The sequence below is a fragment of the Microcoleus sp. Z1_A1 genome (genome assembly GCF_036700305.1).
GTDB lineage: Bacteria > Cyanobacteriota > Cyanobacteriia > Cyanobacteriales > Microcoleaceae > Microcoleus.
This window is the reverse complement of record NZ_JAUBOR010000036.1, coordinates 4,431-17,489: the sequence shown is the minus strand read 5'-3', so window position 1 is coordinate 17,489 and position 13,059 is coordinate 4,431. Positions and strand designations below refer to the sequence as shown.

The 13,059-nt window shown below is 45.0% G+C and carries 10 protein-coding genes; 5 read left to right on the top strand and 5 right to left on the bottom strand.

The genetic code is table 11. From position 1 onward, the window contains the following. Positions 1-22 precede the first annotated feature (22 nt). The 5 genes from QT973_RS20830 to dnaK form a co-directional block, all read right to left on the bottom strand. Entirely contained in the window at positions 23-268 is a 246-nt protein-coding gene (locus QT973_RS20830; RefSeq protein ID WP_333249403.1) for an HNH endonuclease, read from the bottom strand. A gap of 50 nt (positions 269-318) precedes the next feature. Then, positions 319-747: a KGK domain-containing protein gene (locus tag QT973_RS20825; protein WP_333233701.1), complete on the bottom strand. Its 429-nt coding sequence runs from the start codon at positions 745-747 to the stop codon at positions 319-321. Between the two features lie 204 nt (positions 748-951). After that, complete coding sequence (locus QT973_RS20820) at positions 952-3,387, bottom strand: dynamin-like GTPase family protein (protein WP_333233702.1); 2,436 nt, start codon at positions 3,385-3,387, stop codon at positions 952-954. Between the two features lie 384 nt (positions 3,388-3,771). Then, positions 3,772-4,932, bottom strand: a complete 1,161-nt coding sequence (locus QT973_RS20815) for a J domain-containing protein (protein ID WP_333233703.1) — start codon at positions 4,930-4,932, stop codon at positions 3,772-3,774. A 124-nt stretch (positions 4,933-5,056) separates the two neighbouring features. Then, a complete protein-coding gene (dnaK, locus tag QT973_RS20810; protein ID WP_333056658.1) occupies positions 5,057-7,165 on the bottom strand; it encodes a molecular chaperone DnaK in 2,109 nt (702 codons plus the stop codon). A gap of 55 nt (positions 7,166-7,220) precedes the next feature. Between dnaK and QT973_RS20805 the strand changes: the two genes are divergently transcribed. The 5 genes from QT973_RS20805 (at position 7,221) to QT973_RS20785 (ending at position 12,962) form a co-directional block, all read left to right on the top strand. Further along, the gene (locus QT973_RS20805; protein WP_333056659.1) at positions 7,221-7,361 is read left to right on the top strand and encodes a hypothetical protein; all 141 of its coding nucleotides are present in this window, start codon (positions 7,221-7,223) and stop codon (positions 7,359-7,361) included. A gap of 431 nt (positions 7,362-7,792) precedes the next feature. After that, entirely contained in the window at positions 7,793-8,047 is a 255-nt protein-coding gene (locus QT973_RS20800; protein ID WP_333056660.1) for a hypothetical protein, read from the top strand. Then, the gene (gene vapC / locus QT973_RS20795; protein ID WP_333056661.1) at positions 8,044-8,454 is read left to right on the top strand and encodes a type II toxin-antitoxin system tRNA(fMet)-specific endonuclease VapC; all 411 of its coding nucleotides are present in this window, start codon (positions 8,044-8,046) and stop codon (positions 8,452-8,454) included. The genes QT973_RS20800 and vapC overlap by 4 nt, the downstream gene beginning before the upstream one ends. A 174-nt stretch (positions 8,455-8,628) precedes the next feature. After that, positions 8,629-9,378 carry a Uma2 family endonuclease gene (locus QT973_RS20790; protein ID WP_333233704.1) on the top strand — a complete coding sequence of 250 codons (750 nt, stop codon included), beginning with the start codon at positions 8,629-8,631 and terminating at the stop codon, positions 9,376-9,378. 158 nt (positions 9,379-9,536) lie between these two features. Continuing rightward, on the top strand, positions 9,537-12,962 hold the full coding sequence (locus tag QT973_RS20785; RefSeq protein WP_333392090.1) for a helicase-related protein: 3,426 nt from the start codon (positions 9,537-9,539) through the stop codon (positions 12,960-12,962). Positions 12,963-13,059 lie beyond the last annotated feature (97 nt).

Genomic DNA, 13,059 nt, shown 5'->3' with positions numbered 1-13,059 from the left:
TAAGTCCTAATACTGTTAAATATCAAAGGTCAAAGTGACGGCGGAAGCGGGGGTCTAGTTTGTCTGTTTTCTTTTGGTTGCAGGTGCCGCAGAGGGTTTGCAAGTTGCTGATGTCGTTGCTGCCGCCGCGCGCTAGGGGGATGATATGATCGATCGACAGTTGGGTTTCTAGCTTGGTTTGGCCGCAGCTTTGGCACTGGTATTTATTGCGAGTAAATACATATTTTCTGACTTCGGGGGGAATGGGAATTCTAGGGGTTTTAGACATGATGATTTTTAACCGCAGATGAACGCGAATTAACGCGGATGTTTGATGGATTAGCTGGGTGAGTTTTCTTGAGGGAGAAGTTGGCGACGCAAATCATCGAGGGGGGATTCGGGTTTGCTAGTTTCTGATTCGTTGTTTTCTGGTGTTTCTTCAAATTCTGGTTCGTCTGGGCAAAATTCTATAGTGACTCTGATTCTAACTTTACCTTTTTGCCAACCTTTAGCCCCTATTTTTAAGGCTTCACAGTCTATCCCGTCACGAAACCATTGTTGTTGCCAGCTACTTCTACTCTGCGGATTATATTTACTGGTATTTATTTGTAATCCTGGAGTCTTACATAACTCCTGAAGTGCAGATTCTAGCTGAGGAACAACTGATGATCTCATTACTTCCCTAAGCCTACCTACTTTAAATATCTTAGATTCAAAGGAAAAAACATCATCATTTCCGTAATTTTCTAGAAAAATATGTTCTTGCATATTGATTGTGGATTTTTTCAAAAGACTCTATTAATGATTATAGAGTATTGTCGCATTTCTGGGAATAACCGGGCGAATAGAATTCGCGTCTACACAAACAATGTCCGCCTTCGCGGACTTAGAATGTTTTCAACCCGCGCAGGCGGGTTTTGTCTGTGTAGCCGCGATTTCCAATCGCCGTAATTCCGATCGCCAAAATTGCAATCATTCACCATCCACCTCAACGCTATCATTTTGTCCAATTACAGGCAACAAATGCTCGTGCAACTTCATCGCCTGCAAACAACTATTAATCCCAGAAACAGCCCGATCGTACTCTTGAATCTTTTGCTCATTCTCAGCTTGCCGCCGCAGATTCCCAGCAATCTTTTCCTCCGCCTCCTGTGCCAAAGTTTGCTCCAAATAATCGCGGGCTTGACTGTATTTCTGCAAAATATCATCAGCTTGCTTTTGGGCCAGCGGCAACAAATGCTCTTTCAGGGTTTGGTTGACAGTTTGGCGGAAAGTTTGCCGAATAGTTCTAGATACTTTTGGCTCAAAATCTAGCCGCAATAATTGCCGAATTGCCGGTTGGGCATCTACCATATTTTCGCAGTCGAAACCTTGAGAAGTTTGCTGCAATGTTTCCCGGAATTGATAAATTGAAAATGTGCCTTCGTCGTAAAAACGGGGACTTTCTCGCACGTAGCGATCGCACTCAACGCCCGCCGCATTTACCAAAGCATCAGAAACCCGCTTTGATAACTCCTCTAACTGCTGTTCAATTCCCCCATCATTCCCCAACAACCGATAAAGTAATCGATAGTATTCTGACTTGCGAACGCTATCTTTCAAATACTGGAAATAATTATCAACCAGTGATTTAGTAGCCTCTACTAAAATATCTTCCAACTGATTCGCTAAATAATAAAGTGCTTCAACTAAAACAGCAATTAAAGGTGCTGTAGCATTGCGGGGATGATTCCGTAAAGTACGTCCGTAAGCCGCCTCAACAGAAAATCCGTCTAACAATTCATCCAAGCGCCGGATCATCCGAGATTGCAGTTGCCGAAAGTCTATATCGAAAATATCGCATCTGTTCATAATCATTTCATTGACTTCTTCGGCGATATGTTCCCGAAAATCCTGTCCGACTTGCTGCAACTCTTGATTTAGTCGCAAAAGTTCCTGTGCTTTCATTGCTTCAATTTCACGGGGCTGGCTGTCCAAATTCCGCTGAATTGTTTGGTAATGTTTCCGCAGTTGAATGCACAAATCTTCTAAGTCGTCAGCGAGATTTTTGAACAGTTGCGGGCGTTTTTCTTCTGTGAGGTAACGGGTGATGGCTGTGCGAAAATCTTCGATGCCGCTATCTTGAATTAATTGAGTAATTAATGGTTGTCCTTGCTCTGCAAGAATCCGCACGTAGTTTTCATTTGGTGTTTCGTAGCTGTTAACTGAAATCCGAAATTTGCTCGGAGATAGCTTGCCGGAATTCGCACAGTAGCGATTAAATTCACTAACAAATTGCGGAGTCTCTTCACTATTACTAAAAAAATCTGAATCTAATTTATCATCTCCAAAAACTCGCCCTTTACTGGTGGCAAAGATTGTATTTAAACCAAAGCGATCGCGCCCTGTTGTCCCTCGAATCAAACTCCCGTAAAACCCCAACAATCCGCTAGTTTTATAAACTCTCGCAGTATCGCGAAAGTCGGAATTAATCAGATTTTCTAAGCGCTGCCGCAGTTGCGTGTTGTACCAAGTTTCGTCAATGCGGTTGAAAATGTAAAACAGTCGATCGCGAATTCCCGGATTTCCCCGTGTTTTTTCCATCAACTCGGTTTCTTCCGTCGTCATTTCCCCAGACGAAGCTGCTTTCAAAACGCAGACAACCGCCGAAGTATCGGGGCTTTCAATCTTATCATAAGTCAATTCTGCATCCCGTTGCACGGGTGCATCAATTCCCGGCGTATCGATAATAATATTGCCATCTTGCAGCAGCGGATGATAACAGTAATATTCAACTCGCTTGAGTACAGCACTGTTACTACCGCGACGGGCATAACTAGCAGCTTCCTTGAGATTGGAAAAGTTAAACTGTTCCATCGAGTAGGTAGCGTTTTCGAGAGTTTGGATGCGATCGCGATTTGCCTCAAAACCTTCTAACAGCAGCATCAAAGCCTTAGCTTTTTTGGCTAACTCGGATTTATTTTCGCCGCCTTCCGTTTCAATAATTATGTTACATCCCTGAGACAACAGCGACACTACATCTGTTTGATTAATATTAAGTTCAGTAGCTAAACCTAACTGATGGCACAGCACAGAAGCTTGCTGGCTAATCTCAAACTCGCTCAAAAAAGTGAGAACAACGCGCTCTTTTTCCGGCTCAGCAAAGGCGATATAACATTCCGTACCTGTCGCGTGTCCTTCAGCACTGTAGAGCAATTCTCGCTCCAGCAAAGCATTAATTAGCATGGATTTTCCCGCACTGAAAGCGCCAGCAAACACAATTTCAAACTCAGGAGAAATTGCCTTTTTCAGAGAAGCTTGTACCGCCGTGATATCTTGTTGTCGCAAAGAAGATTCCTGACGCAGCAGTTGCAGTAAGGAGTCAACTTGCTCTTGCAGATTGTTGCATTGAGGGGGCATTTGAGTCATGGCGGCAGACTGCTCCTGATTTTGGGAAAATTACCTTATTGTTAATTCTCTGCTAGTTCAGGAATAATCACAACAGTAATTTTACTTATGCGATCCAGGATGGCTGAAAGTGCGATCTGCTATTCTGGCGACAAATCCTATCGTTTACGGTTGTTTCGGAATTATTAAACCGCAGAGGCCGCAGAGGCCACAGAGGAAGACAAGAGAGAGATGAATAATTGCTATACCCACGCATTTGATATCGTCTATTTACAGCCAAGTGGCTAAATCTGATATGTCCGTAAAATTTAGCCAAGCATCTCCTAATTTTTCGTACACGATTAGTAGTAAGGCGCGCATTATTGCGCCCCTACAAAATTAAACTGGCGCATTGCGTACTCTATATTAAACCGATAAATCCTGACGCGGTTTAAAAGACTCAACCTGTCGCAACTTCTCGTACAATTCTCGTTCCTCTTCACTAATTTCTTTGGGAATTAACACCTGAATTTCTACCAACTGATCGCCCCGATCGCCATTTCCTGTTGGATAGCCTTTGTTAGCCAGCCGCAACCGCTTTCCAGAGGTTACTCCCGGTGGCAATTTCATCTTTACCAAGCCGTCCAGCGTCGGTACTTCAATATCTCCTCCCAACACCGCTTCGCTGGGAGTCAGTGGCAATTCGCAGCAAATATCCGACATTTCCAAGCGAAAAAATGGATGGGGAGAAACCGTGATTTTCAAATATAAATCTCCGCCGCCCATACCTTGATTTCGCAAGCGAATCCGCTGGCCTGATACCATAGCAGGAGGCAGAGTCACCTCGATCGCTCGCCCATCTTCCAGACGAATTCGCTCGGTACCGCCCGAATAAGCCCTTTCCAAAGGCAGAGTTAGCCTGGCCTCAATGTCCCTTCTCGTTTCGCGATCGACTGTTTCTCGTCGCATTTCGCGATCGTCCACATCCCTTCTGGTTTCGCGATCGACTGTTTCTCGTCGCATTTCGCGATCGACTGTTTCTCGTCGCATTTCGCGATCGACTGTTTCCCGTCGCATTTCGCGATCGTCAAAATCCCTTCTAGGTGGGCGAGAATTAGCCACATAACTCGTTTTCTTAGAAGCCGTATTCCACGGTTCAGAGGAGGCTACTCCCTGTGTATCATTCGCTGTCGCCATCCTCACTTCCCGGCGTCTTCCGAGCACTTGATCGAGAAATTTATTAAAATCCGAGTAATCACTAAAATCGACATCTTCGGTCGGTTTTTTCCGGGTAGTTTTAGTGTTTCCCCAAGTTTTGAAATTGGGAAGTCGCACCCCTTGCTTTCCTTGAAATCCCTTTTGTTTCCAGAATTTACTAAACTGATCGTATTGAGCGCGCTTCTCGATATCGGAAAGAATATCATAAGCTTCATTAATATCCTTAAACTTATCTTCAGCAGATTGATCCCCTGGATTTACGTCAGGGTGCAACTGTCTGGCTAGCCGTCGATAGGCTTTTTTTATCTCATCAGCCGTGGCATCTTTGGGCACTCCCAAAATTAGATAGTAATTGCGAAAATTCTGCATAGTTAGTCATTAGTCATTAGTTATTAGTCATGAGTTATTAATTATTAGTCATTAGTCATTAGTCATCCTCCTTCCCTGCTTCAAACTAGGGACTAATGACTAGGGACTAATGACTAACCACTAATTAGAGCCAATCGTCGTCATCATCCCAATCGTCGCTTTGATTTTGATAAGGGCGAGTGGGGCGATTAGCACTGCTTCTACGATCGCCCATACGATCGCCCATTCGATCGCCCATACGATCGCCCATACGATCGCCCATACGATCGTAGGGGCGATCGGGAATTGGATCGACAGTCGATCGCCTGTACGGTTTAGCATTGGTATAATAGCTGCTATCATCGCTGCGCCGCTTCGTACCGTCGCCCGTAAAAGTCCGCTTCACAGACTCAAAGAAATCATCATCATCGTCATCCATCGCAAACGCCGAAACTTCCCGGCTCAAATCGTAAAGAGCATCCTGCAAATCCGAACCAACTTGGTCAACTCCCCGCTCATCATTGCGTTCCAAACTGTCTCGCAATTCCCGAATTAAAGTTTCAATTCGCTGGCGGCTTCTTTGAGCAAACTGCATTCCGCGATCGAGCGCAACTTCCCGCAACTGCCGCTCGGCTTGATAAGCTAAAGCTTCAGCGCGATTGCGTTTTTCTACCCTTTCCCGCTGCAACTTATCAGCTTGAGCAAACTGTTCCGCATCGCGAATCATTTGATTCACTTCCTGCTGACTCAGCGTCGAAGCACCTTGCACAGTAATGCTTTGTTCCCTGCCGGTAGTTTTGTCCAAAGCAGTCACCAACAGCATCCCGTTAGCATCAATATCAAAAGCTACTTGCACCTGCGGAATCCCTCGCGGTGCCGGCGGAATTCCAGTTAGTTTAAACCGTCCCAAAGACTTATTATCTCTGCCTAATTCCCGTTCCCCTTGGATGACGTGAATTTCTACCACAGTTTGGTTGTTTTCAGCAGTCGAAAAAATGTCCGATCGCCTGACGGGAATAGTAGTATTCCTCGGAATCAGTTTTTTCATCACCCCGCCGATCGTTTCCAAACCCAGCGACAGCGGCGTCACATCCAACAGCAGCACATCGCGGACATCGCCACCCAAAATACCCGCCTGAATTGCCGCACCCACCGCCACAACTTCATCGGGATTGACATTTTGATTCGGCTCTTTATCAATCAAGTTGCGAACAACTTCCTGCACCAAAGGAATGCGAGTCGAACCGCCGACTAGCACAACTTCATCAATGCGAGAAGGACTCAAACTTGCATCAGCCAAAGCTTGTTTGACTGGACGCCGTAGCCGCTGCACCAAATCTGTGCACAGCCCCTCAAATTGACCACGAGTTAGTCGCGTTTCCAGATGCAAAGGCCCGTCTTCGTTCGCATCGATAAACGGCAAATTAATCTCGGTGACACCGACTCCCGACAGCTCAATCTTGGCTTTTTCTGCCGCTTCGATCAAGCGCTGCAAAGCTTGGCGATTTTTCCGCAGATCGATGCCTTCTTTTTCTAAGAATTGTTCTGCCAACCAATCAACAATTTTGGAGTCAAAATCATTGCCACCTAATTGAGTATCGCCGCTAGTTGCTTTAACTTCAAATACTCCGTCTCCCACGTCTAAGATAGAGACATCAAAAGTACCGCCGCCCAAATCAAACACTAAAATAGTTTGACTTTCTCGCCTCTCCAAACCGTAAGCTAAAGAAGCCGCTGTCGGCTCATTTAAAATCCGTTTGACTTCAAGTCCGGCAATTCGTCCAGCATCCCGCGTCGCCTGTCGCTGCGAGTCGTTGAAATAAGCGGGAACAGTAATTACAGCCCCCGTCACCTCTTGTCCCAGATAGCGGCTGGCTTCATCGGCCAGTTTCCGCAAAACCATCGCCGAAATTTCCTCTGGGGCAAAATCTTTTTTCAGGCGGGGACACTTGATTTTGATGTTCCCGTTTTCGTCGCGGCGAGTTGTGTAAGGGACGCGCTTTGATTCTGGAGTCAGTTCGGTATATTTGCGTCCGATGTACCGCTTGACGGCGTAAAAGGTGTTTTGCGGATTGAGAACAGTCTGGCGTCTGGCCATCTGTCCCACCAGGCGTTCTCCTTCCTTTGTGAAAGCGACTACCGAGGGAGTTGTCCGCATCCCTTCTGCATTGGCAATCACAACCGGTTTGCCGCCTTCCATGACGGCTACTACTGAGTTTGTTGTTCCGAGGTCAATGCCAACTACTTTACCCATGCGTCAGTTGTCTCCTGTGGCGTTGTGTGTAACTTTTTCAATATAAGCGTTAAGTATGATTGCATTTATTGTACCGCGTCGAGAAGCGGGGGCTGCGGGGGGATTGCCTCACCTGCGGTTCAGGTTGCTGGGGTTGGCTGGGTGCGATCGACCTTTTTTCCATACGGTTTGGCGCAGCAACCGAGGAGCAAATTGATTAGAACTCATATCTTGCACCATTCTCAAGAACAGGCTTTCCGGCCTGTTCCACAAAAATTCAATGTTCTTGTGGAACAGGCCGGAAAGCCTGTTCATAAATAGCTAATTGAGAATGGTGCAAGATATCAGTTAGAATGGAGAGCAAAAGTTATAGCTATCATTAACATAGAGGTAGCCTGAATGACCGGATTAGAAGTATTGCAGTCAGTTGAGTTTCTCAAGATAAAAGGCAAAGAAGTTAAAGATAATTGGGATGAAGATTGAGGTTATTACAAGTAGGAATTACGCACGGGTGGTCAGAAACCGGGTTTTTTTACGAAAATCTTTCGCACTCACCCACAGATTCGGTAAAAAACCCGGTTTCTTGGGCATAGATGAGTAATTCCTGACAAGATTGAATTTCACTACAAACTTAAGGAGGCAAGAGTTATGCAAAGTATTAAAGTACGATCGCGCGTCGGATCAGACGGGATGTTGCATTTGCAAGTCCCGGTTGGGATAAAAGATACAGATTTAGAAGTTATTGTAGTTTTCCAGCGCATAACACCGGCAACTGAAGCTAAAACACCGGAAGATTTAGGCTGGTCGCCCGGTTTTTTTGAAACGGTAATAGGAAGTTGGGAGGGAGAACCGCTTGTTCGTCCCGATCAGTTGGAATATGAAATCCGGGAAGAATTGCTGTGATTTATCTTTTAGACACCAATACTTGCATCCGTTTGTTAAATCCAGACCGCAACTCATCGGTATCTCGCCGACTAGCAATGATTCGGTCAGGTGATGTAGCAATATGCTCTGTAGTTAAAGCAGAACTTTACTGGGGTGCTTTTAAAAGTTCTCGTCAAGATAGCAATCTAGCTAGACTAGAACGTTTTTTCAATGAGTTTGTAAGTTTGCCTTTTGATGACCAGTCTGCCCTAATTTACGGTCAAATTCGCACTCAATTAGCTGCATCTGGGACACCTATCGGCCCTAATGACCTTTTGATTGCCTCTATTGCTCTCGCCAACAACCTAATTCTTGTAACTCACAATACCCGCGAGTTCAGCCGTGTTGAGGGTTTGCGTCTGGAAGATTGGGAGATAGAGGTCTGAGTTATACCAATTTCATAAAGTTATGCTACATAGAAAGTTTTACTCCCCCCCTTAATAAGGGGGGGGTTGGGGGGGTAGATATGTAGCGCTATTTTATGAATTTGGTATTAGATGTATCGAGTTCGCCTACAATCACAATCTCGCTCCAACAATGCCTGCAATCGCAATAAAACTATGAAATTCACCTTAGATGTAGAAAACAATCCCACAGGCTGGCCGGATCATACTCAACTACCAGAATCCGACGGCACTTTTGTGAAAAACTTTCAAGAACATCCCCAAAGCATTCTGTTAACAGATTCAATTACTCCCGTTTTGCAGAGAATCCACGCTGACGGTAACTATTGTATCGGTCAAGATAGCGGCATTTACTGGCGATTAACTGACCCGTTAGAAAAGGGTGCAGAAGCGCCAGACTGGTTTTATGTGCCTAATGTCCCGCCAACTATTGACGGTCAATTGCGCCGTTCTTATGTGATGTGGCAAGAATTTGTAGCACCGTTAATTGTGTTAGAGTTTGTATCGGGGAATGGTGCGGAAGAACGGGACAGAACGCCTTTATTGCGATCTGGTCAACAGGAAACTAAGCCGGGTAAATTCTGGATTTATGAAAATGTCATCCATCCGGCATTTTACGGAATTTATGAAGTAACTAAGGCTAGCGTTGAAGTCTATCACCTGATCGAAGATAGGTATCAATTAGTTGCTGCAAACGATCGCGGTCATTATCCGATCGCACCGTTAGGAGTGGAATTGGGAATTTGGCAAGGAAGGTATCAAAATGTTGAGTTACCTTGGCTGCGCTGGTGGGATAGTCAAGGGAATCTGTTGTTAACCGGGGCTGAAAGAGCCGATCGCGCCGAAGACCAATTAGAGCAATTGCGCGCTCAATTGCGATCGGCTGGAATTGAACCGGAATTGTGAATTGGAGTGCATCTCAATTTGGGAAGGGCGCGGGGGCAAAAAACCCGGTTTCTGCGTGAATATTTGTAGAAATAATCGACAATTTTTGGAAGAAACCGGGTTTTTTTCGTAAGTCCTAAAGAAGTCGGGGATCTAATAATCATCACAGAGGAAACCAAGTGCCACGCATTTTTGACAACATTGAACTGCGGCTGCTACCAGCATTGCGAGACACCATTAAACTCTCCTATCGGGCAGATTTTTGTGTGGGCTATTTCAATCTTCGGGGATGGCGGAGAATTGGCGATTTAATCGAAGCTTATGTGGGAAACCAAGGAGCCTGCTGTCGCCTTTTGGTGGGAATGCAAAGTTTGCCGGCCGATGAATTGAATGCTAGTTTTAGCCTGATTTCCCATCACGGGGGGATTGACAATAATGCCATTATTCGTCTCAAAAAACGGATGGCTGAGGAATTCCGCCACCAGTTGACGATAGGGGCTCCCAGTGATATTGATGAGCAGGGATTACGCAGGTTAAGCTATCAGATTAAAACTGGAAAAGTTGTTGTTAAATTATTCTTAGCTTATCACCTACACGCTAAGCTTTATCTCGTTCACCGTCACGATCCCAACACTCCGATCGTCGGTTTTTTGGGCAGCAGCAATCTGACTTTATCGGGATTGTCAAAACAAGGGGAATTGAATATTGATATTTTAGATTCAGATGCTTGTAATAAGTTGCAAAAATGGTTTGACGATCGCTGGGAAGAATACGGCTGTGTTGATATTTCTAAAGAACTTGCAGAAATTATCGATCGCAGTTGGGCGAGATCCGAACTAATTCCACCTTATCACATCTATCTCAACATAGTCTATCATTTGTCCCGCGAGGCGATCGCAGGTATTGCTGAGTTTCAGATTCCCCGCGATTTTAAGGGTTTATTTAAATTTCAAGAAGAAGCCGTTAAGTTAGCCGCCCGTCACATTACCAGACGGGGAGGCGTGATTATTGGCGACGTTGTAGGGTTGGGTAAAACTTTAGTCGGAACTGCGATCGCCAAAATTTTACAAGAAGACTGTTTCTTTGACACCCTGATTATTTGTCCCAAAAACTTGGTAAAAATGTGGCAAGAGTATGCAGACAAATATCGCCTGCTGGCAAAAGTCTTATCCATCAGTCTGGTACAGCAAGAATTGCCAGAATTGCGCCGCTATCGAGTTGTGTTAATTGATGAAAGTCACAACCTCAGAAACCGCGAAGGCAAGCGATATCGAGCGATTCAAGAATATATTGCAATCAACGAAAGTAAATGTATTTTGCTTTCAGCAACTCCCTACAACAAAACCTATTTAGATTTATCTTCTCAGTTGCGGCTGTTTATTCCTGAAGACCAAAATTTAGGATTGCGGCCCGAAGCTTTGCTCAATCAATTGGGCGGAGGCAGTCAAGGAGAGTTAGAATTTATTAAGCGGCATCAATGTTCCGTGCGCTCTTTGGCTGCTTTTGAAAAAAGCGAACATCCTGATGATTGGCGAGATTTGATGAAGCACTACATGGTGAGGCGCACTCGCTCGTTTATCAAAGAAAATTATGCGGAAACTGACGCAGAGAAGAAGCGCAAATATTTAGAATTTGTAGATCGCACGCGATCGTATTTTCCCGATCGCCTTCCAAAAACCATTAAGTTTTCCTCGGAAACTTCCGCAACGAACTCCCAGCTTGACTTTGAGGAAATTGTCGAAGTCATCAATGCCCTAAATCTGCCGCGTTACGGGCTGGGAAATTACATCGCCAAAAAACCCAAACAACAGCCGACTGAAGCAGAACAGCGGCAGTTAAATGCCTTATTCCGTGGGGGTCGCCGATTGATGGGATTTTCGCGGACAAACCTGTTTAAACGCCTAGAAAGCAGCGGCAGTGCCTTTATTCAGTCGATCGAGCGCCACATCCTGCGGAATTTTATCTACTTATATGCGATCGACCAAAACTCCGATATTCCGATCGGCACCCAGGATGCAGAATTGTTGGATACCCGCAACAGCGATGAAGATGCTGATTCAGTGGTGGTTAGCAGTTTTGAAAGCGAAGAAATCGAAGATGATGCGGGCGAAAATTTAGATATTGAAGCAGAATTGCTGTCAAGCGAAAAGAGTTTTAAACAGCGGGCCGAAGTAGTTTATCAAGAATATAAAACGCGCTATCAACGCAGGTTTAAATGGCTCAAATCAGACTTTTTTGATACCAAGAAGTTAAGACGGGATTTGCTAGAAGATGCCCGCTGTCTGATAGAAGTCTTGCAAACTTGCGGTAAATGGCATTCTCAACCCGATGAAAAGTTAGCTGCTTTGGTGAAATTGCTCACAGAAACTCACCCCCATGAGAAAGTATTAATTTTTACTCAGTTTGCCGATACAGTCCGCTATATAACTGATAATTTAACTAAGCTAAATATTGCGGGCGCCGCATCGGTGACAGGTAAATCAAAAGACCCCACCGAACTCACATTTCGGTTTAGTCCGACTAGCAACGGTAAGCGTGACAAAATCTCCCCAGAACGAGAATTGCGAATCTTAATTGCCACCGACATTCTGAGTGAAGGTCACAACTTACAAGACAGTGCGATTATCGTTAATTATGACTTACCTTGGGCAATTATTCGGTTAATTCAGCGGGCGGGAAGAGTGGACAGAATCGGTCAAAAAGCCGATCGCATTTTGTGCTATTCGTTTTTGCCAGACGAAGGAGTCGATCGCATTATCAACCTGCGCGAAAGACTGCGCCGACGCTTGCAAGAAAATGCCGAAGTCGTCGGAACTGATGAGACATTTTTTGAGGATGACTCACCTCAAGTCATTCTCGATATTTACAATGAAAAATCAGGAATTTTAGATGGCGAAGAAGATGCCGAAGTTGACTTAACATCCGAAGCTTTTCAAATTTGGAAAAATGCCACGGACAACAACCCAATTTTGAAAAAAACCATTGAGTCAATGCCAAATGTAGTTTATTCAACTCGCAATCATACTCCCGCACCCTTGCAACCAGAAGGCGTTTTATTGTACATGAAAACCGCCGAGGGAAATGATTCGTTAATTTGGGTCGATCGCGATGGCAATAGCGTTAGTCAATCGCAACTCGGCATCCTCAGAATTGCAGCCTGCGAGGAAGCGACACCAGCAATTCCCAGAGACAAACAGCATCACGAATTAGTCACAAAAGGTGCAGAGTTGATAGCAGAAGAAGAGTTAACTGCGGGCGGACAATTGGGCAGGCCTTCCGGGGCCCGGTTCCGAACATACGAACGTTTGAAGAGTTACTTTAAGGAAATGAATGGTACAATATTTGCATCCGATGAATTGTCAAAAGCAATCGATGAAATTTACCGCTATCCCCTGCGCCAGTCGGCAATTGACACGTTAAATCGGCAGTTAAAAAGCGGGATTGGCGATCGACAATTAGCTGAATTAGTCGTGGGTTTGCGGATGGATGACCGTTTGTGTATAGTTAATGAAGACGAAGACAAACGGGAACCGATGATTATTTGTTCTTTAGGCTTGTTTCAGGAGAAAGCTGTCAGTCCGCCATTCCTCTCACCATCCAGCTAGTCCGCCAGGGAATGAATTCCCTGTCTAATAGCGAAAGTCGTCTAAAGACGACTCATGAATTGAAAATTTTTCTTCTCAGTCCTCATAGCGAGGACTT